This is a genomic window from Shewanella profunda (assembly GCF_023283765.1).
GTDB classification, from domain to species: Bacteria; Pseudomonadota; Gammaproteobacteria; order Enterobacterales; family Shewanellaceae; genus Shewanella; species Shewanella profunda.
Genome location: NZ_JAKILG010000003.1, coordinates 133,512 through 156,343 on the forward strand (window position 1 = coordinate 133,512; position 22,832 = coordinate 156,343).

The following is a 22,832-nucleotide window of genomic DNA, read 5'->3' on the forward strand; positions in this document are numbered from 1 at the left end:
CCAGCAATTTGACAGGAGTTATTGATCCCATGGAACACGATTTCTTGATCCAAGTGTTATTGATGCTGCTGATCGCCATTGTTGCCATTGCCGTGCTTAGGCGTATTGGTCTACCCGCAATTTTAGCCTATTTACTGACAGGCGTAGTAAGTGGCCCCAGTGGATTTCACTGGTTTACTCAACATCAAATGCAGTCCGTTGCTGAGCTTGGTGTCGTTCTTTTAATGTTTACTCTGGGACTTGAGTTTTCAGTTCCTCGACTGTGGGCTATGCGCCGAACCGTGTTTGGGCTTGGCAGTGCACAGATGACGATTACTACCTTGTTAGCTATGGTTGTCGCGTTAGGCTGTGGATTAAATTGGATTGAAGCCTTAGTTGTTGGTGCTGCCATTGCGCTATCTTCGACAGCAATCGTGCTTAAATTACTTAATGAGCAAGGATGGCTTAGGCGTCGACATGGTGAACTGTCCGTTAGTGTGTTGTTATTTCAAGATTTAGCCGTTGTTCCGCTACTTATTCTTTTGCCATTGCTTGCCAATAATGATGAACCTTTGATGTTGGTAGGTATCGCTTTTGCGTTGTTCAAAGGAATATTGGCGTTCTTTTTGTTGATGGCCTTTGGCAAGTGGGCGTTGCCTAGACTCTTTGATGAAGTGGCGCGTTCGCGTTCGAACGAACTTTTTGTACTATCAACCCTCGTTGTTGCCTTAATGACAGGCGCTTTCACCCAATGGCTGGGGTTATCTATGGCTCTGGGGGCTTTTATGGCAGGCATGCTATTAGGTGAGAGCCAATATCGACGTCAACTCGAAGCCGATATTCGTCCATTTAGGGATCTGTTAATGGGGCTGTTTTTTATCTCTATCGGTATGATGCTCGATTTTGAGCTAGTGCTGCGCTTCTGGTGGCAGATTTTATCCATTTTATTGGCAGTTGTTTTCGGTAAGGTTCTGATTATCCATGGACTGCTGAGAATAATCGGTGAGCCCTTTCGTATCGCACTCAGTACCGCCCTAAGCTTGGCTCAAGTAGGCGAATTTAGCTTTGTAGTTTTAGCGCTTGCGGTAAATTATCAACTTTTAGGTAATGAAATTAGTACCATACTTGTGATGGTCGCTGTGCTTTCTATGAGCATTGCACCTTGGTTAGTCCGTCATAGTGTGGATATCGCCAAATGGTTATTAGGTATCCACCAGTCCAAATATATTGATGATGTGGTCCCCATCGTGGTTGATGATCATGATTTAGTGGTTATTTTTGGCTATGGGCGTGTAGGGCAGACCATAGCACGATTTTTAAAGACGGAAGCCGTGCCTTATATTGTGTTGGATCTCGATCCGACCCGCGTATCGGAGGCTCGCCGTGCAGGTGAGCCCGTATATTTTGGTGATGTGTGTAAACGGACAATTTTAAAGCAGTTGGGGATAAAGCACGCCAAAATGATTGTAATTACCTTTTGTGAGTCCCGCAGTTTAGAAGAAGTATTGCCCCTGTGTAAGCAGCTTGCTCCGGACGCTAAAATATTGGTGAGAACCAGGGATGATAGTGAGCTACTTCAATTGCAAAAAGCGGGTGCCAATCAAGTGATCCCCGAATCTTTAGAAGGAAGCTTAATGTTAGTCTCTCAAGTGCTACACCAATGCGGAGTTCCTTTGGCGCGGATATTGAAACGGTTGGAGTCTGAACGGCGCAATCATTATCAATTCTTGCACGGCTTTTTTACCGGGACAGAGACCGACTTCACCTTAGAATCGCTGCATGCAGTGGCATTACCCCATGGTGCAAGTGCGGTGGGGAGAACCGTAGCTGATATTGACTGGTCTTTGCTTAGGGTTGAGCTAAGGGCAATTCGCCGTGGTGGTGCAGAGGTCGAACATCCTCAAGTTGATTGGGTATTCCGTCCGGGTGATATTCTGTTGATTGTTGGTAAACCAAGAAGACTTGAGAAAGCGGAGGCTAAATTGTTACATGGATAAATTAACGTGTTGGCATACTTATAAAAAATACCAATAAAAATGCCGACTTAATGTCGGCATTTTTGTCTGCAATTTGTTATCTGATTAATCTATCCCTTACGAGATAGGAATTAATTACAGAACAACAACGTTCGCAGCTTGAGGACCTTTTTGGCCTTGTTCGATATCAAAAGAAACCTTTTGACCTTCACCAAGGGTTTTAAAGCCTTCTGAAACGATTGCGCGGAAATGAACGAATGCGTCAGCGCCACCATTGTCAGGAGAAATAAAACCAAAACCTTTTTCTTCGTTAAACCATTTAACTACACCAGTAGTTTTAGACATGAATGTCTCCAAAATTTTCAAACAAAATAATTCGCAATTATGCGGGAACTTAGCCGGAAATAGAATTATTTACATTGATGATAAGTTATGAGTGGAAAGCTTCATGACAGTAAACAAGTTACAGGGTGCAGCGAAGGTTTTCAAATACATAATATTGCTTATAAATAGGTCTGAATCACAGGCCGGAGTGCAGATTAGCACACTCAGCCCTTTTGTATAGTTTTATTTTCAGTTTATGCCATATTCCTGTGCGTACTTTTAAAGGTTGTTGGAAGCGAAATTGAATTAAACTTAATTTATTCATATAAATACGTTAAATGTCAATGGGTTTTGATTTGAATAAAATAATTTATACATTTGGATACTGATCCGATTTTTTAAGGCATAAATTAAAAATGTACTAGGTATATTGGCTTCGGCTTGTAGCAACTATTCGTTTGCAATGATTCGTTACGTTATTAAATTGTTGCTTAATTATGTCGGTGTTATTCTGGTCCAGCCTATAAGACTCTCGGTTTTCCACACTTTAATTTAATGATAAATGGAGCGTTAAGATTGAAAACAGTATTGAAACGAATCGGACTCGGTAGCTTAATTTTAGTATTACTGTTAGTGGGATTGGCTGCGCATGAATGGTATGCCAAGAAGCCCTTTTTCTTTCGCGCTTTTTTAGATCGTAGTGTTGTAAAAATGGCCTTTGAAAGCCCTGAAACTTTAACATCACTAGGTTTTTTAGAGTCCTTTGGGGTGACGGGCCATAATGCGCTATTAGATGATGATAGCCCCGCGGCAATGGACAACGTCTTTACCGATGTGCGTGGCCTGAGGGATACGCTGCTCAGTTATCAAGATGCTGATTTAGATGATAATCAGCGTATTTCTAAGGATATTGCCCTGTATCTTGCTGATTTTGCGTTAGCTTCAGAGCCATATCGTTACCATAACTATCCATTGAATCAGTTATTTGGTGTGCAGAATGGCTACCCTAGTTTTATGCAGGCGCAGCATCAAGTCAATTCGGTGGGAGATGGTGAAAATTATTTATCTCGTTTACAACAGGTAAAAACCAAATTTAGCCAAACACTCGAAGGCTTAAAAATCCGTGAAAACAAAGGTATTGTTCCACCTAAGTTTGTGATTGAGCGGGTGTTGACTGAAATGAATGCCTTTGTCCGTGCACCCATACCAGACAATATTCTTTATAGCTCCTTTAAAACCAAATTGGCCGAAACGGATATTGCTGCGGGTGAGCAAGAGCGTTTACTCGCTGCGGCCGAAACAAATATTAAAGAATTTGTATATCCTGCCTATCAGTTATTTATTGATTACTTTACTGAATTACAAACCAAAGCGGGTACCAACGATGGTTATTGGGCATTGCCAGATGGCGATGTAGCTTACAAACAACTACTGAAGTTTTTTACCACGACCAATTACAGCGCCGACGAAATTCATGCCAAAGGGTTAGCAGAGGTGAGCCGTATTCAGAGTGAAATTATGACCATACTGGCCGATGAAGGTTACGATGTGGATCAAGGATTCTCGGTCGCTATCGAGGCGCTTGCCGCTGATCCAAAATTTTATTATGAAGATAGCGATGCAGGACGTGCGCAAATTTTAGTGGATTATCAAGGTATTCTTGATGAGATCAACGCGGGATTAGATGGTGCGTTCCGTATTCGTCCTGAGGCGGGAATGGAAGTTGTACGTATTCCTGAATTTAAAGAGAAAACTGCACCGGGAGCTTACTATCAGCAACCTGCGATTGATGGTAGCCGCCCGGGGCGTTTCTACGCCAATCTCTATGATATTAAGGCAACACCAAAATATGGTATGCGTACACTGGCTTATCACGAAGGTATCCCAGGGCATCACTTCCAAATTGCGGTGGCAATGGAGTTAGAAGGTGTACCACTTATCCGTAAAATGGCACCTTTTACGGCCTATATCGAAGGCTGGGCTTTATATACCGAGCGTTTGGCTTGGGAGCTGGGCTTCCAGAAGGATCCCTTCGATAATGTTGGTCGTTTGCAGGCTGAGCTATTTAGGGCCGTGCGTTTAGTGGTGGATACAGGTATTCACCACAGCCGCTGGACACGTGGGCAAGCAATTGACTATATGAAGAAAAATACGGGTATGTCCGATCGTGATGTTACCGCTGAAATTGAGCGTTATATTGTAATGCCGGGTCAAGCGACTGCTTACAAAGTCGGGATGATGAAAATACTTGAGTTAAGGGAAAAGGCCAAGTTGGCTCTAGGTGATAAATTCGATTTACGAGATTTTCATGATGTAGTGCTTAAAAATGGTGCTGTGCCTTTAGATATTCTGGATAAGCTGGTGAATCGATACATTGCGGATACACAAAGTAAAAATTAGAGTGTAACTTTTTGTTATTTAAGGTTTTTACATGTGGGGTTATTTCAGGGTATACCTGCAAAGTGGTTTTTTGTACCACTTGCAGGTATGTTGTGCTTCGCCAAAAGCGAGTGTGATTCTGGCTTTCGCTAATCGCTTTCAATACAATCCCAATAACTCATTGATAAATGCTAGCGGGCAATAGAGCACTATTGTCTTGCTGGTATTTTTAGTTTCAAGGTTTTGCTGATGAATCGTTTGTCCCCCCAAGATCCTATCCAACTGACTCAAGCCGCAATTGAGTCATTATTCACGCCACCGACCTTAATGCGTGCCCGTGATTATGTGATGAAAGGGCGGGTGTTGAACGTAAAAGCAAACGCTGATTTTCGCCATATTGAAGGCCTCGTTAGTGGTACAGAACGAACTCCCTATCGGCAAGACATTCGCCTTGTTAGCGTTAACCATCGACTGATTATGAATGGTTTTTGCTCCTGCCCCGCAACGGGGCATTGCAAACATATTGCCGCCGTACTTTATAGTTTACTCAGTGATAAAACGGTAGAAGATCAACGTATCACTCAATGGTTACATTTACTTGATGAAGCCGATGAACCTAGCCTTTATGACGTTGATATGCTCTATGAAGATCGCGTGCTCTATGTGCTTTCTAAGGATGATAATGGCGTATTTATTGAACTTCGCCGTGGCAAATTAGCTAAGAAAGGGGGCTTTAACAAAGGCTCAAAAATTGCTCTGTCCGATGTGCAGTATTATATGCCGGCTTGGATCAGTTCCGATGATGCACTTATTCTTAACTTAATTATGTCAACCCGTCGCCACGGCGCTTCACGTCTATATTTAAAGGCACAGTTAGGGGCGGTTGCGTTAGAGAGAATGCTAGCGACCGAACGTTGTTTCTGGGAAGAAAGCCGTATTCCCCTGACCCAAGGGGAGGCGATAAGCCCCACTTTTGTCTGGAATGATATTGATAGCGAGCATAAACAAATGCAGCTGGTGCTGTCCAACAAGGACAACTGGGAGTTGATCCCCACTGAGCCGCCTGCTTATATTGAGTTGGATTACTTCAAAGTGGGTTCTGTAAAAACAGACATTAGCATTGATAAGTTAATGTTGTTAAATCATATGCCCCCCGTACCTAGTGCGCAGATAGAAGTCGTTAGCCATAAACTTATAAAACATTTTTCAGTCAAAACAGTGCCTACGCCTCTTACTATTGATTTTGTAGAGCTTCAGGTGCCCTTGCAGATCAGGTTGACGTTAACTTCACAGACATTACCAGAGTTTGCTATGGCGCAGCCATTCGTATTGTTGGAGTTCGTTTATGAAGATGTGGTACTGGGTGGTCGGTATATTGATGAACCGCTATCTTTAGTCACTCAGGGAGGAAAAACATACCAAGTCATGCGGCAGTTAGTGTTGGAAAAGGATGCGATTAATAGTTTGATGGCCTTAGAGTTCGTTGAGCTTGAACCCTCTTTTCTCCCTAACCGCGATAGCCTAACCAGTATTTGGAGTTTAGGTCCATTACCTGAAGCCATTAAAAAGTGGTTACGGTTTATTGATCGATGTATACCAGCCTTAGAAGACTTGGGTTACCAAGTATGTTATGCCGATAATTTTAGCTTAAACGTTATCGACACACCCTTAGCAATTGAACTCGATGATTCTCAGGAAGGGTGGTTTTCCCTATCACTCAATGCGGATATCGACGGCCAAATTATCCCTATGTTGCCCCTCATTGCCACTTGGCTTAAACAGCATGGAGAGCCAGCGGATAATGCTGAACTCTTGCTGCCAAGCCCAAATGGTGATTGGCTAAAAGTCAAAGCCAGTGTGATTAAACCATTAGTGAGCATTATTTTAGAGCTATTTGATAGCCACAAAGGCCACAGTGTTGCTTTGCCAAAGTATCGCGCCCATTTGCTTAATGATTTTGCCGATAGTGAAATACGTTTATTAAATGGTGAACGGGTGAGAAATCTGGCGGCAAAACTGGATCAATTTCAGGGTGTTGTTGAGGTGGACTTACCTCAGCAATTACAAGCTGAATTACGACATTATCAACATCAAGGTTTAAACTGGCTTTGTTTTTTAAAGGAATATCAGCTCGGTGGTATATTGGCTGACGATATGGGGTTAGGTAAAACCATCCAAACCTTAGCCTTTTTGTTAAAACAGCGGGAGTTAATTTCTGTCAATACTGAACCGGATACCAACCTAGCCCACTCACCCAGCTTGATTATTTGCCCCACCAGTTTAGTGGGTAACTGGGCCAAAGAGGCCGCTAAATTTGCCCCTTCGTTAAAGCTGGTGGTGATCCATGGTGCGGCCCGTAAACCCTTGCTCGAACGCCTAAGTGAATTTGATGTCGTTGTGACTACTTATCCGTTAATCGTGCGGGATAGCGAATATTATCAGCAATATGTATTTGAACATATCGTCCTTGACGAAGCGCAGCAGATTAAGAATGCCCAAGCAAAAGTGACACAAATTATCAAAGAGTTACGCTCTCCTTTTCGGTTATGTTTAACAGGTACACCACTGGAAAATCACTTAGGGGAGCTTAAATCACTGATGGATTTTTGTTTGCCTGGCCTGCTTGGGACTCACGCCTTTTTTAACAAATCCTTTAGACACAGTATTGAACGTTATGGCGATACGGATAAAGCCAAGACATTGAGTAAACGTATTGCTCCCTTTGTACTGCGCAGAACAAAAGATGAAGTTGTCAGCGAGTTACCGCCTAAAATAGAAATAGCTCAAACCTTAGAGTTAGAAAAAGATCAGCGTAATCTCTATGAAAGCATTCGTTTAGTGATGGAGAAAAAGCTGCGAGATCTATTTGCAAACCAAGGTGTTGGCAGTAGCCATATTGAGTTTTTAGATGCGCTGTTAAAGCTGCGTCAGGCTTGCTGCGATCCGAGGCTGGTGAAGTTAGAGCAAGCGCAGAAAGTGAAGAATAATGCTAAGTTGGACTGGCTTAAACAAAACTTGCCAGAGATGGTACAAGAAGGCCGTAAGATATTGATATTCAGCCAGTTCACTAGCATGTTGACCTTGATTGAAGCAGAACTGCAATCGTTAAATATCGATTACAGTAAGCTCACAGGGCAAACACGTTGGCGTCAAGCACAGATTGATAGATTTCAAGAGGGTAATACGCCCGTTTTCTTAATCAGTTTAAAGGCTGGGGGGACAGGGCTAAATCTCACGGCTGCCGATACCGTTATTCATTACGATCCTTGGTGGAACCCTGCAGTGGAAAAACAAGCCACTGATAGGGCTCATCGTATTGGTCAAGATAAGCCGGTATTTGTGTATAAGTTAATTGCAGAAGGAACTGTTGAGGAAAAAATCCAAGAAATGCAGCAGCATAAGCAAAATTTGGCGGACAGTATTCTCGAAGGTAAAGGCAAGGGAACATGGCAGGGCAGTGCCGATGAACTGTTAGCGCTATTTTCTTCTTAATTGATTGAATTATTTGACTGAGGTGAACTATGCAGTACCAAGTCGACACTCATACTCATACAGTGGCGTCTAGCCATGCCTATAGCACGATTCATGACTATTTAGCCGTGGCTAAGCAGAAGGGGATCCGCCTGTTTGCGACGACAGATCATGGTCCAGCTATGGCCGATGCACCGCATTTTTGGCACTTTGTGAATTTAAGAGTGTTGCCGCGTATGGTTGATGGCGTTGGGATCCTTCGCGGTATCGAAGCAAATATTAAAAATATCGATGGCGAGATTGATTTTTTTGGGGATTATTTAAAGCAGCTAGATATAGTGCTTGCGGGTTTTCACGAGCCTGTCTATCCACCATCGGATAAAGCGACCCACACCGAGGCCATGATCAATACGATTAAGAGTGGCAAGGTGGACATTATTACCCACCCCGGAAATCCGGCATATCCAATTGATATTGAAGCCGTTGCTCGTGCTGCAGCCGAATACGGTGTCGCCCTTGAAATCAATAACTCCTCCTTTGAAGTGTCCCGTAAGGGCAGTGAAGCTAATTGCACCGCGATTGCTAAGGCGGCAAAGGAATTTGGCACCATTCTCGTTATGGGCTCAGACTCCCATGTGGCTTTTAGCTTAGGGGGATTCGAGCGGGCACTTGCTATTATTGATGCGGCTGGGTATCCACAATCTCATTTGCTTAACCGCAGTCCATCAGCATTATTAGGTTTTTTAGCACAGCGTGGTCATCACACTGTCACCGATTTAATGGCGCTGTTTAATGATGCGGTTTGATGTAAATGCCATGGCAAATAAACAGCAATTGGCGAGCGAGTGATTGTGTTAAAAATAAAGGGCACAGTACTTATTACGGGGGCAAATAGCCAATTAGCAAAGGCGTTACAAAGAACGGCCAAAGTGGCGCTAGATGGTTTGGACACCGGCATGGTTAAACTCGTGCCCCTAAGCCACCCGCAATTGGATATTACCGACGCCTATAGCATTGAAACTGCACTGATACATTATCGCCCTCAGTGGGTGATTAACTGTGCTGCCTATAATGCAGTTGATAACGCAGAGCAAAATCCAGCACAAGCGCATAGGGTTAATGCTATAGGGCCTGAGTTGCTCGCTAAACACTGCCTATTAACAGATACCCGATTAGTGCATATCTCGAGTGACTACGTATTTGGTGGCGCGGTAAACCATCATCCGATTATTTCCCTAAAGCCACATATGCAGACTCCTTACCAAGAAACCGATAAGTCCGCGCCATTATCGATTTACGGCCAGAGTAAACTGGCAGGGGAGGATGCAGTATTGGATGCGTTGGGCAAGCGCGCAATGGTTATTCGCACCGCTTGGCTTTATGGTCAAGATGGACATAATTTCGTGAATACTATGCTCAAATTGATGCAAACTCAGTCGGATCTGAAGGTGATTGATGATCAATTTGGCTCTCCTACCTGGAGCGACGCATTAGCGCGGGTCATTTGGCAATTGATCGCAAAACAGGGCGCGGGGTTGTTCCATTACACGGGACAAGGTGAGTGCAGTTGGTATGAGTTCGCCTGTGAAATTCAGCGCCAAGCATTTGAATTAAAATATTTAACTAAAATGATCCCTATAGCTGCGGTTAATGCCTTAACCTATTCAATACAAGCGGAATGTCAGCTTGCGCGGCGGCCAAGCTATAGCGTGTTAAACTCGGATAAATTACGTACTTTTCTTATGCCGATATCCGGCTGCCACACCATACCGATAGAATGGCAGGATTGGCGGTGTCAGCTCAATACTATGTTACGTCAGTGTCATTCAGGACTCGATCAAACCGAGCAACATCCGAGCCTGTGAATACGAATGCAGCTCCTTCATGGACTCTTTTCAGCGACAATGGCTTAGCTTAGACTCTGGAAGTCTAAGTATTTTGATTTGAGATTTAGCCACATAATAGCTTTGTCTATACCAGTCTTAGTCGATTTAGCTCGATGTATGATGAATTTGTTCTTAATTTTCAATTGATGCCAGTGGCATAATGCCAAGATATTTAATGAATGAAGGACATTGCAGTGATAGATAAGACGACAGTTGCACTGACACTAACAAAGCAAGATTTGCTTGAGGTTGTAAATATCGCCAAGGCCGCGGGTGACGCGATTATGGCTATTTATGGACAGGATGATTTTGTCGTAAGTCACAAGGGCGATAATAGCCCTATCACTATGGCAGATGTCGCAGCGCACCATATTATCGTGCAAGCGCTTGCTAAGCGATTTGTCGGGATCCCCGTGATGTCAGAGGAAGCCGCAGATATTCCATGGGATGAGCGACGTCAATGGCAAAGCTATTGGCTTATTGACCCTTTAGATGGCACCAAAGAGTTTATTAAGCGAAATGGCGAGTTTACCGTTAACATTGCGCTTATTCATCAAGGGATTGCAATTGCTGGTGTTGTATACGCACCCGTGTTTAATACCTATTATTATGGGGCTAAGCACTTAGGGGCATGGCGACAAAAAACGGGCTTAGAGAGCCCCCTCTTAGGTGTTACTCGTCAGCGTGATGTTCCTATTATTGTTGGTAGCCGCTCGCACTTAAGCCCAGATCTCACCAAGTATTTACTGCAGTTGGGTGAGCATAAGATGTTAAGTGTGGGAAGTTCACTCAAGTTTTGTATGTTGGCAGAAGGTGAGGCCGATCTGTACCCTCGATTGGGCCCTACGAGTGAATGGGATACGGCTGCGGCTCAGGCAGTACTTGAAAGTGCTGGTGGTAAAGTTGTTCGTTATGGCTCAGACGAGCCATTAACTTATAATCAAAAACCAGAAATATTAAATCCCTACTTTATTGCTACAGCACCAGGCTGGGTGAAATAACCATAACAGTGAATCGAGTAGCATTTATTTATGACTCGATAACACGGCAGAATACACACTGGAGTAACTATTTATGATACGCATGGGCGTCGATTTAGGTGGAACAAAAATAGAATTAGTGGCTATTAGCGAAGAAGGAAATGAGCTTTTTCGTAAACGAGTCACGACGCCACGTGACTATCAAGGCACCCTTAGGGCCATTACTGACTTAGTTAATGAAGCTGAGGCAATTCTTGGTGAAAAAGGGACTGTTGGGGTAGGGATCCCCGGTACAGTTTCTCCCTATTCAGGTTTAGTTAAAAATGCCAATTCGACGTGGATTAATGGTCATCCTCTCGATGTGAACTTAGGTGAGTTACTGGGGCGTGAAGTCCGGGTGGCTAACGATGCGAATTGCTTTGCGGTATCGGAAGCCACAGATGGTGCTGCAGCGGGTAAGTCTGTGGTTTTTGGCGTGATTATTGGTACTGGCTGTGGTGCGGGAGTGGCAATAAAGGGTAAGGTTCATGCTGGTGGAAATGGGATTGGTGGTGAATGGGGCCATAATCCTTTGCCTTGGATGACCAAGGATGAATTTAATACGACCCGTTGTTTTTGTGGTAATCCCGATTGTATTGAAACCTTTATCTCTGGAACAGGTTTTGTCCGCGATTACAATGCGGCCTTAGCTGCGGCAGGTCATTCACGCGAGTTGGCTAAATCGGGCGCCGATATTATGGTATTGGTCGATAAAGGTGATGGGATTGCGACAGCGGCGTTTGACCGTTATATGGATAGACTCGCACGCTCACTTGCCCATGTCATTAATATGCTTGACCCTGACGCTATAGTGCTAGGGGGGGGGATGTCGAATGTTGAAGCGATTTATCCTCGATTACCAGCGCTATTAACCCGTTATGTGGTAGGGCGAGAATGCCGTACGCCAGTGTTACAGAACCTTTATGGTTGCTCGTCTGGGGTGCGCGGCGCCGCTTGGTTGTGGGAAAAATAAGTATTATCCATTGAGCTAAAGTGACAACTTATACCATATCGACCAGCTAAATGCTGGGCGATGCGTTTAGCACTATTTTGATGCTATGATTGCGCTCCTTCTAGTTATTTGGCATGGATATTCATGTTTTGGGTTAAGAAAGTGGTTTCTCAGGGAATAATGCCTATTCCCTTTATCCTTTTGTTATTACTTGTGTCTTTATTCGTTTGGCGCCGCCGCGCCATGGCGAAATACTTAGTAGCGAGTGCTTTTCTCCTCTTACTTTTTTTAAGCAGCCAGCTTAGCGTGAGCACACTTGTTCAACCGTTAGAATCAAGCTATCCGATTAATTCCACTCCTATTAGCGGCCAATGTTTTGTGATGGTGTTAGGTTCTTCCCATTCGGATATTCAAGCAGCAACGGCAGTGCAGTCCTTATCCGCGGTTGCGCTAGCCAGATTATCTGAGGGTATTCGTCAGCTTGCGCTGGGTCAGGATTGTATCCTGATTGTCAGTGGTTGGGGGGGAGAGCTTACCCAAATTTCCCACGCAGAAATGATGGCAAAGGCTGCAGTGGAGCTAGGTGTCGATAAAAGTAAAGTTATCCAATTCCCGCTAGCGAGAGATACCGTAGAAGAAGCACAATATCTCAAGTGGGAACTTGGGGAGTCATCTTTCCGTTTGGTCACATCAGCATCCCATATGCCAAGGGCTATGGCTATTTTCACTGGAAAAGGTTTAGCGGCCAGTGCTGCCCCTACGGATTTTAGGGCACGGGACGATTTTTGGTGGCGACTGACTGCTGACAATTTAGTGTCTTCCCAGCGGGCTATCCACGAGTATATTGGCCGTTTATGGCTTTGGATAAAACAGGAATAAAGCATGGCGTTAGAGTCTGATGTGATATCGGTGCGACCTTTATCTAAGCGAAATGGGTTGACACTCACTTGGGTTGGGGCGAGTTCTCTCATCCTAGGTTTTGGATTGTTTATCATTTTTCCAGAATTTTTTGCGATAGGCCTAGTCTTTTTTAGTTTAGGTGCCATTGCGCTCATCTTAGGATTAGCTAAGGTGTATGAACCTGAAACGACCATCAGCTTAGATGAACAAGGCCTGATCTATTTTCATCGTCGAGGAAAAGTGTTCATCGCATGGGACAACATTCAGCGGGTTGATATTCCTCGGGTTACTCAAGGTATCAATACGATTGAATTATCTTATTTAGGGATTAAATTAAAGCACTTAAATCCAATTCTCGATAACATTTCCCTACGGCTAGCGACGGGATTATTGACTGAGCAACGCCCATTGCTGGTCACTGCGGCCTCTCAACAGGAAGATCTTGCCACCCTAGAGACTTATATGGGTACCGAATTTAGTCCTTTAGTGATTGAAGGTGATAGGTATCGTGGTGTTTTGGCTATGTTTGGTCACCGCTGCGTCATGCTCGATACCCATTTAGGCTATCACCTTTATATTCCCCACGACAGTTTAGACCGAGAGCCACAGGACTTTATCAAACTATTGAGACAACGTATTGCACAGGGGATGTCATAGTTAGGTCTGAGGGCTCTACTAAAACTAGAAGGTCACTGGTGCAACAATGCCAATCCTAACTAAGTCCTTAATTCACAAATCCGCCCTAAACAGCTTTTGTACCAAGGCAAGACAGTTAAGTTATGCGCATTACGTATTAATTGTCATTGCTTCCCCAGTGACACGCCGTCTATTTCTTTCAAAAGAAGTATCCCTATAGGCTCGACGGCGGCATCCATGCCGCCAACGGTCACTGGTGCAACAATGCCAATCCTCACTAACCCTATCGCTGTTCGTTTAGCTAAAAAGCAATTGCCCCAAAACGATTTTAAATCTTTCATGTTTAGGCCGAGTAACTCGTCCCTGTTGACCAAACTTTAGTAATGATACAAAGTGCCTACAACATCGGTGGAGATTAATGTTAAGAGGCAGGAAATAGGTGCGACAATCGCAGATCATGGAAGATAAAGTTATATCAGCAGTGAGGGATTTTGCTAACTCGATAAATTCGGGAGGTAAAGTCAGCGTTGACATGACAGCACTTATTGATGTGACGTCTCAGTTATCTCTCACCAGTTTTGACCATTGGGAGAGCTTAATTCGGTCAGAATTTTCCTTAGCGGTAAGGGAGTCAACTCCACCTAAGTGGAAAATTTGGTCTAAACCTACCGAATTGTTAACTTGGCTAGATCTAATAAGTTGGGATGGCTACAAGCGTGAAAAGACGTTGCGTACACTGTCTGGTGCAGCGCCGAACATTTTCTTCTTTTCACTTATCGTTAGAAGGCTCAATGATTGGGTACCTCAAGTTCGAGAAGCAGCAAGGGAAAAGCTATTAGATATTGCAAAAGCGACAAACCCTAAAGTTGTTGTTGAAGCTCTTTGTATCGCACTTTCCAATTGGAATTCTTGGGGGAGGATTGAGGAACTAGACAAAAAGGTTCTTTTGCAGATCATATGCGAAGACCAGATAGCAGATTTACTTAGGTCTAAGTTAATGTTATCGACATCGGGGCCTATGCCATCTCTCTTTTCTCAGCTTGGACGTACACCGATTCTGGATGGAAAGATTAAAGAAATTGCTACCCTCTCCATCCAGCCCTCCGTTCGAGCCAAGGCTTTACGAAGCTTATTCGAAGGCCGAATAGTATGGATAGAAGGTCGTAAGTGGGAATGGACTGACATCCGATATTGCAAGGGAAGAATAAAGCCAATCATTTCAGAGCGAAAAGTAAATGTTCAAACTCCATTGATTGACTTGTTAAAAATGTCTGCTGATGACAGATCGGCTATCGTTCGGCGAGTTTCTGCAGAATTTCTAATTCGGGAGTTAGAAAATCTTGGAGTTGTTGCAAGGGAATTCGCTAACAAGTTTGCATCGGATAGGTCTGAAGCAGTAGCCGAACGTGGTCTTTTTGCATTGAAAAAACTGGAGGAAGTGGAGCATGTCAATGCGCCTTAAACAACACGACCTAGGATTGCAGGATTCGTAACTTGTTGTTCGCAGTTTAGTCGGGTGTTACCCATATAAATTTTAATCCGAAACTGACGAGTTAGAGCAAAGGTTCTATCACGCTTTTGTCCCAAAACGAGTCACATATCTGCTTTAAAACAAACAGGCTACACCGATGCTAAACAGGTGAGCCAGGGTGATTTGCGAGACGACCGTCCGCCCCATGGACGGGGCGGTCGAGCATCCACGGATGGACTTGCTGCGAGTCGACGAGCAAATGCTATGGCACGCCTATAAGTCGGTGCCTGCATACATTAAGTTCCCAACAGCTTAAGTTATAAGTCACTCAGTCGTACTATATTTTGCACTTTTTCCAACGCACTTTTTGTCCCCAAAAGCGTTACGTATGCCTTTTAAATCTATCGGTTACGCTAATGCCAAAAAGGTGAACCATAGTGATTTTGCGAGATGACCGTCCACCCCATGGACGCTTTTTGGCATTAATGCCATCGCGGCATTTGTGAACCCTTTCACATCAGGCGGGGCGGCCCTGCATTTGAACAACATCCATATTTAACTGCCAGTTCGCAGTCCATGGCTCTCATTCATAAACCGAGTCATTAGATTGAAGCCTATTTGCCGATTTAGTACGCTTTTTTTCTCTGATTATTACGCGATAAAAAGGTAAATAAAAAAGGGGACCTTAACGGTCCCCAATAAGTTGCAGAGGTACTACTTAGGGTAGTGCAGGGCTACCCTCAGGTACTAGTGTGCACCCTCTGCGTGTACCTTATCTATGCCATAGGTCTTACCTTCAGCATGGCAGGTCGCACAAGATTCAATCGGTAGGTTAGCATCTGTCACCGCATCCGCTTCGACAATCGCACCATTACTTCTAAAGTGCGCTACAGCCGCAGCATTTGAGTGGGCATGACAACTACGGCATGATTCAGCCACAGGTGAAATATAGTAATCACCTACTTTGACTGAACGTTTCGCAGAGGCTAAGCCACCGTCATTTGCAAACAGTTTAGTATCGTCTTTATGACATGCTGTACATGCAGTTTCTGGTGATGGATAACCGACTAGTTCACCTTCAGCATCACGGAAGATCCCTGCGATAGCATCAAAGTTACCACTGTGGAAACGGTGTGAAACAGTGAATAAGTCTTTGTTTTTGAAAGTCACATTTGGAACTATGACTTTGCTACCATCCTCACCTTTATAGACAACTGTTGGATGATATGTTGAACCTGTTGTATCGTTATGGCAGTGCATACATTGATCAAAGGTGTAAGTTCCGTGTCGAGTGCCTTTGATATAATCCAAGGTACCATGACAAGCATTACATTTGGCTTCTTCTACGGTAATACGTGCGGGATCTGTCATACGAGCTTTAGCGATAGCACTGCTATCTAAGCTGTAAAACTTAACTGGCGAAGTGTTACCTATTGGACTTGTTGGACCAAATTCAAGTCCAGTCGCATTACAGCTATCCACTTTACCCGCTTTAATACACACGTTAGCTTCAGAACCTACATAGATAGTACCGACAGCTTGTGCATCGGGAATATCCTTAACGAAGGTTAAGACACCACCAGATAATGTACCATGTTCCAGTTTCAGACTGATTGCGGTCGGTTTAACATCGGACCAAGCGTAAACGGTACCATCGGTAGCAACATTGCCGAGTAATAAGCCGTTAGCAACGAACATACCTGTTGGATTCGTTGTTGCGTTATAGGCTCTTAAATCGGTTCCGTTAGGAATAGGAGCACCATTCATAGTTACATTGGCTGTCAATGTTAATGTTTGCATTCCTAGAGTTGCTGATGGCGCTGTGGTTGCACTAGTAAAGTCAACTTTAAACAGCTCCGCATACTCTGCACGTTTACCCACACTGTGCACTGTTTCGGGTGCTAAACTGCCTGTACCGTGACAAGCTGTACATTGAGTATCATCGGTTTGAGCTAAACCAAATTCTGAGTGGTTTTCGCCAGTCGTAAAGTTCACATTGATATGGCAACCCACACAGGCCTGCGCATAAATGTTTGTGTTATAGCTTGGGGCACCATCATGGCAGGATTTACATTCTTTTAGATCCGATGGGAAGCCAATTTCACCAAAGTATTCTTTTGCTTCGCCGCTCAGGCTATCACTGATGTGATGGCCAGCATGAAGCCTGTGGATCATTGGACCAAAATCAAACACCCAGCCTTCGGCCAATTGTGCCTCACTCGGTACGAGATCTGGGTTATGGCAAGCTACGCAGTTTTCAACATTTTGGTAGTTGTGGTGGGCTTCAATTTTAGCGATATAGCCATTCACTTCACCGTGACAATTGATACAGGCTGCACTGCTTACCGTATCTTTGGTTGATACGGCTAATTCATCGGTGGCAGGAATAAAGTCAACGGGTACAGACAATACTTTGTCAGATAAAGCGACACCTGCGCTATTTACTATGTTGTAAGCTCGCAGGATAACTCTGTGCAATGCATTAGGATTATCGTTTGGATTGATGATAGGTGCTGCGTCAGCATAGGTCCAACTTGCAGTATAACTACCTGGATTGCTTACATCTTCAGTTAAAGTACAAGCGTTTTTGGTGCCGTTAAGACCCGTTAAAGTACAAGTTAATGAGGTACCAGCTTGATTTGCTGTAGCATTATTTTGCCATTCAACTGGCGCTCCAGTGCCTGAAGTGTTTTCATTGGCGGTTAACGAGTAAATGGCAATTTTGTCGAGTCCCATAAAGGGAACATCTTTACCCGCATTTTTACCTGTTAATGAAAATTTAACACTGAATCCTTCACTGCTCGTTACCTTGATGTCTTGTGGACTTACAGTAAATTTTAGATCGGTAATTGAGTCTGCAGTTTTAACAAAACTCCCCGCAGGTGCTCCGGGTGTGCCTGGTGTTCCGGGGGTGCCTGGTGTTCCAGGAGTACCTGGTGTGCCAGGGTCTCCATCTTTACCATCATCACCGTCCCCGCAGGCGGTTAAACATAGAGCACTGGTGAGTGCCAGTACTAGTAGAGATTTATTGTAGTTTTTCATCATCGCGTCCCTTTTCTTTCTATAAGACTGCGTGTGCAGTGCCTCTAATATAAGGTGAACCATGTACTTATAAAGTGGTATTTGCGAGTTTGTATCTGATATGTGAAGGATGATTTAACACCTTAAAATGGTAATTTCAAAAGGTGAATCTTGGTATTTGTTAAAGTGAAATTTGCATGGAAATTTGTGATGCATATAACAATTGTTTGCGTTAAATTTTAATAAGTTAACTGGATTAATTTTCGTTTAAGTGTTCACGTGGATGATGTTCAACTTTTTTATTTTTAGCATGGTTGTGGGTTGTAAGTTTTTATAAAAAGTAGCTTAAGAAATTGAGGTACATAGGGCAGGGGACAGAGTGAGCTAACAAGGTTAACATTATGCCAACCTTGCGACTTAGATAAGCGGTTTAAGCTGTCTTTATAGGGTTGGGATCAGTGTAGTGAGTAGCGAGCTTACAACAATATCACACTGTGTTTGGCTGTAGCGTCTGCGGGTCCTTGGTTTTTCGACCAAATAATATTGTGGTGGCAACATAGAATCGTGTAGGCGGTGTAGTTCAGTTAGCGATAATGGCACTAGCTTTAGCCCGGGCATATGCTTCACTGTATGCATATCGATACTTGAGCAAAATGCTACGCTCTGTATCGTTAATAAATGGGCGTACCATTCTTCCCTATCAATCACTCTATCAATCGAAGGTAATAGTATACCTTGACGTTGGCAGAAGAATTCTAGTGGGTCGACTTTGCTATTAAAGCCTTTAAGATCTAAGCATAAAAATGGATGACGACAGATTTGTTCTAGGGTAATGCTTAATTCAGTTTGCCAGATAGGGTGATGTTTTGAAGCAACCACATAGAGTCCCGAGATACAACCCAATCTGGTATAGGTCAATTCTTTATTATCGGCATGTTCTAAACTAATGCCAAAATCTAATTCTCCCGCGTGAATTAATTCTGCACTGTTTTCCTGCCATTTATGTAATCGTATTCTACCTAATCGGGCGATCACATCGGCTGAACTGAGTTGTGGTGCTAGAAAGCTCAGTAATTCATTACTGGCAGCAACATGTAGCGGTAAATCTGCGGTGTTATGGGTATTTTGTATTTGAAGCGCTGATTGCTCAAGGTTGTAAACTGAGTCTGTAAATTGACAAATTGCGGCGTAGAGACTTTCGGCTAAAGGAGTCGGTTTTAGTCCTTGTTGGCGTCGATAGAATAGCTCATCGTTAAAGGTCAGACGTAATGCATTGAGGCAACGGCTAATCTTGGGAGCTGAAACATCCAGTGCTTTCGCCGCACTGTTGGCGTGTCCCGTATCAAAAATTGTCTTAAAGACGAGTAAGGTGAACACGTCGAGTTCGCATATCTGTTTAAGTAACGGGTTGCTCATTTATATTGCCCTGTATGACTCTTAATGTGCGCTTGTTTTATTCTTCAGCTTTGCGCACCTGACCTTTGATAAATTAAGTCTTTTACTCCTATCAATTCGCAATTAACTTCTGTGAAATCCTCTATTAATAGCGCTTTTTTAGGCGTTAACGTTAGCATTAGCTGTACGGATTAACTGTGATCTTCATTTGCAATATAACAAATATGTAACCATTGTAAATTAATGCTAAAACAGGTAGGGCAATACAGGTGAGGGGTTGTCTTGTGTCAGTCAGAGAGGAATAGGCAAGTTACTGATGTCTGTGGGTTAATTTTGATGGCAAATGAGTGTTTGTTGCGCAGAAGGAAGTGTATGCGTGTGGATTGTCGATGTATCTTCTTTAATCCTTAATCCGATAAATTGCCCACCCTTCATAATTTGCATAGAGGTACTGGCGACTTCTCCATCAACTACACCATGGCGCTGAATGACTAAGCGTTCACAGATCAAACGTCCTTTAAAGTATCCATTCACAATAAATTCTTGGCATTTAATTTCCCCTTGGACATTGCCGCCTTGTTCTATCGTGATATTGGCATTTGAAAGTATTTGGCCGCAAATTTCACCACCAATGAGCACATCACCGGAAAATTCGATATTGCCAGTGAGTTTAGTGCCTTTAGCGATAAAACTTAGTACGGGCTTAGACTTAGGTGTAAAAAAGGACTTTTTTCCAAACATAATAGGTTATCCAATTTAATAAGCGCGAGATATTAGCGTAAATCAACGCATAAACACAGGACAGTTTTCAGGCATTTTGTCTGTATTCACTCTGATTTGATCGCAATGGCTTGACTAGGACAGGGGGCAACACAGGCTCCACAGCCTGTACATTGCTCAAGATTGATTGTAGGGCTGGGGGCCTTACCCACACTGAGGGTGAAATTAATCGCTCGGGGTTCACAGGCATCCTTACAGCTTTGGCACCATATCCCTTGATAAGTTAAACAATTCTCTTGGATCTGGGCCTTGATATGCCATGCAGTTTGGGTTAAATCAAAGATATCTTCAGGGCAATGTTTAGCGCAAAGTGTGCAGAAAGTGCATTCACTGTTATTAAAAGATATTTCAGGAAATCCGCCATCCCCTTTAACAATAATCTGAGTTTCACAGGCATTAATACAGGCTGAGCAGCGGGTACATACATTGGTAAACTCGATATCCTCACGCACCCAAGGCGGTCTTATGGCAAGACTTTTTCGGCGACTAAAAAGGTTGCGACGACTGTTATTAATACTTTGAGTCATGTTGTTCTTCTGTATGTCGAGCATTTACAGCGAAATGATAGCTAAGGTGATAATGAAAAATGGCCTATGAATTCACCACAAGTCATTAATATTATTAGCCTTTATAGCCATTAGGATTCGTTGACTGCCAATGCCAACTGCTATTAGCCATATCTTCTAAGGTATAAGTTGCATGCCAGCCTAGGCTTTCCTTCGCGTGGGTGGGATCGGCGTAACAAGCGGCAATATCACCTGGGCGACGCGGCGCAATTTGATAGGCGATGGTTTTACCGCAGGCTTTTTCAAACGCTTTGACCATATCTAATACACTATAACCCTGACCTGTACCTAAGTTATAGGTCACAAGTCCCGGTTTTGTAGCGAGTTTCTCAAGGGCTTTTAAATGGCCGCAGGCTAAATCTACCACATGGATATAGTCGCGCACCCCTGTACCATCATGGGTGGGATAATCATTACCAAACACACTTAAGGCTGTGCGTTTACCTACTGCAACTTGAGCAATAAAAGGCATCAAATTGTTAGGAATATCATTGGGGTCCTCACCTATTAAACCGCTGGAATGGGCGCCTACGGGATTAAAGTAGCGAAGACGGGCAATATTCCAACTCGGATCGCTATGGTGAAGATCCGCCAGTATATACTCAACCATTAGCTTAGATTGGCCATAAGGATTGGTCGCTCCGGTTGGAAAATCTTCGGTAATTGGTAGACTTGCAGGATCACCATAGACAGTCGCCGATGAACTAAAAACAAGATTTTTAACCTTAAACTCCGCCATCACTTGGCACAGAACTAAGGTACCAGTGACATTATTCTCATAATATTTGAGGGGTTTAGCCACGGATTCACCCACAGCTTTTAACCCCGCAAAATGGATAACAGAATCGATAGCATGATCGCTAAAGACTTTTTGTAACAATGCTTTATTAAGAATATCGCCCTGATAGAAAGTGACCGATTTACCTGTGATTTGCTCAACACGGTTTAATGCTTCGATGCTCGAATTAGACAAGTTGTCTAAGACGATCACCTCACTACCTGCATTGAGTAATTCCACCACAGTGTGGGTGCCAATATAACCCGCACCACCGGTCACTAAAATCGTCATTATTTAATTCCTTTTACAACAGTTTTTAAGTATTGGGCAAAATCATAACCGATTTCACTATGACGTAGGGCGTATTCAACATTGGCGCGCATATAGCCTTGTTTGTTACCGCAATCGTGGCTCTTACCTTCCATATAGTAAGCGTTCACGGTTTCTTGCTTCATCAACATGGCAATCGCATCGGTTAATTGGATTTCATCGCCCGCACCTGCAGGGGTTTTAGCAAGTAAAGGCCAAATGCTGGCAGGTAACACATAACGACCTACAACGGCTAAGTTAGATGGCGCTTCATCTACAGCAGGTTTTTCAACCAGTTCGACGAGTGGCTGTGATTCGCCAGGTTGCAGATCATGGCCATTAACATCGGCGATACCATATTGATTGACTAAGTGTTCTGGCACACCTTCAACCATAATCTGACCGACTTGGGTCTCATCAAACAGTGCAACCATAGCGGCTAAGTTGTCTTTGCGCAGGTTGCAACTTGCGTCGTCGATGATCACGTCCGGCAGCAATACGGCAAAGGGAGCGTCACCCACAACGGACTTAGCACACAAAATGGCATGGCCTAATCCCTTTGCTTGGGATTGACGTACACTGATCACTGTAACGTCTTTGGGACAAATAGACTGAACAGCCTCTAGCAGTTGACGTTTTACACGGCGTTCTAGCTGGGCTTCTAATTCAAAACTGGTATCGAAATGGTTTTCGATAGAATTTTTACTGGCATGGGTAACCAGTACAATTTCTTTGATACCCGCGGCGATGGCTTCGCTGACCACATATTGGATCAACGGTTTATCAACAACGGGTAGCATTTCCTTTGGAATTGCTTTGGTCGCTGGAAGCATACGAGTGCCTAAGCCTGCGACAGGAATAACGGCCTTACGAATTTGATGTTGTTTCATTGCGAACCTTTTAGGTCAAGGAGATGCGGTTAATGGCCAATATTGTAAATGACCTACAAAGAAAAGCTATTTACAAACACTGAATTTTGTTGGTATTTCG

18 protein-coding genes are annotated in these 22,832 nt (G+C 43.7%); 10 read left to right on the forward strand and 8 right to left on the reverse strand.

What is annotated here, in order from left to right; genetic code table 11:
* Positions 1-29: 29 nt before the first annotated feature.
* The gene (locus tag L2744_RS02595) at positions 30-1,976 is read left to right on the forward strand and encodes a monovalent cation:proton antiporter family protein (RefSeq protein WP_248990584.1); all 1,947 of its coding nucleotides are present in this window, start codon (positions 30-32) and stop codon (positions 1,974-1,976) included.
* A gap of 114 nt (positions 1,977-2,090) precedes the next feature.
* Here the strand turns inward: L2744_RS02595 and cspE are convergent, their stop codons facing one another.
* Positions 2,091-2,300, reverse strand: coding sequence for a transcription antiterminator/RNA stability regulator CspE (gene cspE / locus L2744_RS02600; protein WP_011790010.1), 210 nt, complete (start codon positions 2,298-2,300; stop codon positions 2,091-2,093).
* A gap of 555 nt (positions 2,301-2,855) precedes the next feature.
* Here cspE and L2744_RS02605 point away from each other — a divergent pair.
* The 8 genes from L2744_RS02605 (at position 2,856) to L2744_RS02640 (ending at position 13,543) form a co-directional block, all read left to right on the forward strand.
* Positions 2,856-4,679, forward strand: a complete 1,824-nt coding sequence (locus L2744_RS02605) for a DUF885 domain-containing protein (protein ID WP_248990585.1) — start codon at positions 2,856-2,858, stop codon at positions 4,677-4,679.
* A gap of 228 nt (positions 4,680-4,907) precedes the next feature.
* A complete protein-coding gene (locus L2744_RS02610; RefSeq protein ID WP_248990586.1) occupies positions 4,908-8,150 on the forward strand; it encodes a DEAD/DEAH box helicase in 3,243 nt (1,080 codons plus the stop codon).
* Positions 8,151-8,179: 29 nt separating this feature from the next.
* The gene (locus L2744_RS02615; protein ID WP_248990587.1) at positions 8,180-8,935 is read left to right on the forward strand and encodes a phosphatase; all 756 of its coding nucleotides are present in this window, start codon (positions 8,180-8,182) and stop codon (positions 8,933-8,935) included.
* 45 nt (positions 8,936-8,980) lie between these two features.
* A complete protein-coding gene (rfbD, locus tag L2744_RS02620; protein ID WP_248990588.1) occupies positions 8,981-9,994 on the forward strand; it encodes a dTDP-4-dehydrorhamnose reductase in 1,014 nt (337 codons plus the stop codon).
* A gap of 215 nt (positions 9,995-10,209) precedes the next feature.
* Positions 10,210-11,016, forward strand: a complete 807-nt coding sequence (gene cysQ / locus L2744_RS02625) for a 3'(2'),5'-bisphosphate nucleotidase CysQ (protein ID WP_248990652.1) — start codon at positions 10,210-10,212, stop codon at positions 11,014-11,016.
* A 73-nt stretch (positions 11,017-11,089) separates the two neighbouring features.
* Positions 11,090-12,007, forward strand: coding sequence for a fructokinase (gene mak, locus L2744_RS02630; protein WP_248990589.1), 918 nt, complete (start codon positions 11,090-11,092; stop codon positions 12,005-12,007).
* Between the two features lie 159 nt (positions 12,008-12,166).
* Entirely contained in the window at positions 12,167-12,865 is a 699-nt protein-coding gene (locus L2744_RS02635; protein ID WP_248990653.1) for a YdcF family protein, read from the forward strand.
* A gap of 3 nt (positions 12,866-12,868) precedes the next feature.
* Entirely contained in the window at positions 12,869-13,543 is a 675-nt protein-coding gene (locus tag L2744_RS02640; protein WP_248990590.1) for a DUF2982 domain-containing protein, read from the forward strand.
* A gap of 143 nt (positions 13,544-13,686) precedes the next feature.
* On the opposite strand, the gene L2744_RS02645 is transcribed toward L2744_RS02640, so the two are convergent.
* Positions 13,687-13,863 carry a hypothetical protein gene (locus L2744_RS02645; protein ID WP_248990591.1) on the reverse strand — a complete coding sequence of 59 codons (177 nt, stop codon included), beginning with the start codon at positions 13,861-13,863 and terminating at the stop codon, positions 13,687-13,689.
* A gap of 116 nt (positions 13,864-13,979) precedes the next feature.
* On the opposite strand from L2744_RS02645, the gene L2744_RS02650 reads away from it, so the two are divergent.
* The gene (locus L2744_RS02650; protein ID WP_248990592.1) at positions 13,980-14,984 is read left to right on the forward strand and encodes a hypothetical protein; all 1,005 of its coding nucleotides are present in this window, start codon (positions 13,980-13,982) and stop codon (positions 14,982-14,984) included.
* Between the two features lie 756 nt (positions 14,985-15,740).
* On the opposite strand, the gene L2744_RS02655 is transcribed toward L2744_RS02650, so the two are convergent.
* From L2744_RS02655 to galU, 6 genes are all read right to left on the reverse strand, one after another.
* Positions 15,741-18,038, reverse strand: a complete 2,298-nt coding sequence (locus tag L2744_RS02655) for an OmcA/MtrC family decaheme c-type cytochrome (RefSeq protein WP_248990593.1) — start codon at positions 18,036-18,038, stop codon at positions 15,741-15,743.
* Between the two features lie 417 nt (positions 18,039-18,455).
* On the reverse strand, positions 18,456-19,430 hold the full coding sequence (locus tag L2744_RS02660) for a LysR family transcriptional regulator (RefSeq protein WP_248990594.1): 975 nt from the start codon (positions 19,428-19,430) through the stop codon (positions 18,456-18,458).
* Between the two features lie 306 nt (positions 19,431-19,736).
* The gene (locus L2744_RS02665) at positions 19,737-20,150 is read right to left on the reverse strand and encodes a bactofilin family protein (RefSeq protein WP_248990595.1); all 414 of its coding nucleotides are present in this window, start codon (positions 20,148-20,150) and stop codon (positions 19,737-19,739) included.
* An 86-nt stretch (positions 20,151-20,236) separates the two neighbouring features.
* Positions 20,237-20,716 carry a ferredoxin-type protein NapF gene (napF, locus tag L2744_RS02670; protein ID WP_248990596.1) on the reverse strand — a complete coding sequence of 160 codons (480 nt, stop codon included), beginning with the start codon at positions 20,714-20,716 and terminating at the stop codon, positions 20,237-20,239.
* Between the two features lie 94 nt (positions 20,717-20,810).
* Positions 20,811-21,824 carry a UDP-glucose 4-epimerase GalE gene (gene galE / locus L2744_RS02675; RefSeq protein ID WP_248990597.1) on the reverse strand — a complete coding sequence of 338 codons (1,014 nt, stop codon included), beginning with the start codon at positions 21,822-21,824 and terminating at the stop codon, positions 20,811-20,813.
* On the reverse strand, positions 21,824-22,732 hold the full coding sequence (gene galU / locus L2744_RS02680; RefSeq protein ID WP_248990598.1) for a UTP--glucose-1-phosphate uridylyltransferase GalU: 909 nt from the start codon (positions 22,730-22,732) through the stop codon (positions 21,824-21,826). Before galU ends, galE begins: the two co-directional genes overlap by 1 nt.
* Between the last annotated feature and the right edge of the window lie 100 nt (positions 22,733-22,832).

Bases quoted from the DNA above. Each gene is read 5' to 3' on its own strand.
- L2744_RS02595 (WP_248990584.1), top strand. From the start codon at position 30: ATGGAACACGATTTCTTGATCCAAGTGTTATTGATGCTGCTGATCGCC.
- cspE (WP_011790010.1), bottom strand. From the start codon at position 2,300: ATGTCTAAAACTACTGGTGTAGTTAAATGGTTTAACGAAGAAAAAGGT.
- L2744_RS02610 (WP_248990586.1), top strand. From the start codon at position 4,908: ATGAATCGTTTGTCCCCCCAAGATCCTATCCAACTGACTCAAGCCGCA.
- L2744_RS02615 (WP_248990587.1), top strand. From the start codon at position 8,180: ATGCAGTACCAAGTCGACACTCATACTCATACAGTGGCGTCTAGCCAT.
- mak (WP_248990589.1), top strand. From the start codon at position 11,090: ATGATACGCATGGGCGTCGATTTAGGTGGAACAAAAATAGAATTAGTG.
- L2744_RS02635 (WP_248990653.1), top strand. From the start codon at position 12,167: ATGCCTATTCCCTTTATCCTTTTGTTATTACTTGTGTCTTTATTCGTT.
- L2744_RS02640 (WP_248990590.1), top strand. From the start codon at position 12,869: ATGGCGTTAGAGTCTGATGTGATATCGGTGCGACCTTTATCTAAGCGA.
- L2744_RS02645 (WP_248990591.1), bottom strand. From the start codon at position 13,863: ATGAAAGATTTAAAATCGTTTTGGGGCAATTGCTTTTTAGCTAAACGA.
- L2744_RS02650 (WP_248990592.1), top strand. From the start codon at position 13,980: ATGGAAGATAAAGTTATATCAGCAGTGAGGGATTTTGCTAACTCGATA.
- L2744_RS02655 (WP_248990593.1), bottom strand. From the start codon at position 18,038: ATGATGAAAAACTACAATAAATCTCTACTAGTACTGGCACTCACCAGT.
- L2744_RS02660 (WP_248990594.1), bottom strand. From the start codon at position 19,430: ATGAGCAACCCGTTACTTAAACAGATATGCGAACTCGACGTGTTCACC.
- L2744_RS02665 (WP_248990595.1), bottom strand. From the start codon at position 20,150: ATGTTTGGAAAAAAGTCCTTTTTTACACCTAAGTCTAAGCCCGTACTA.
- napF (WP_248990596.1), bottom strand. From the start codon at position 20,716: ATGACTCAAAGTATTAATAACAGTCGTCGCAACCTTTTTAGTCGCCGA.
- galE (WP_248990597.1), bottom strand. From the start codon at position 21,824: ATGACGATTTTAGTGACCGGTGGTGCGGGTTATATTGGCACCCACACT.
- galU (WP_248990598.1), bottom strand. From the start codon at position 22,732: ATGAAACAACATCAAATTCGTAAGGCCGTTATTCCTGTCGCAGGCTTA.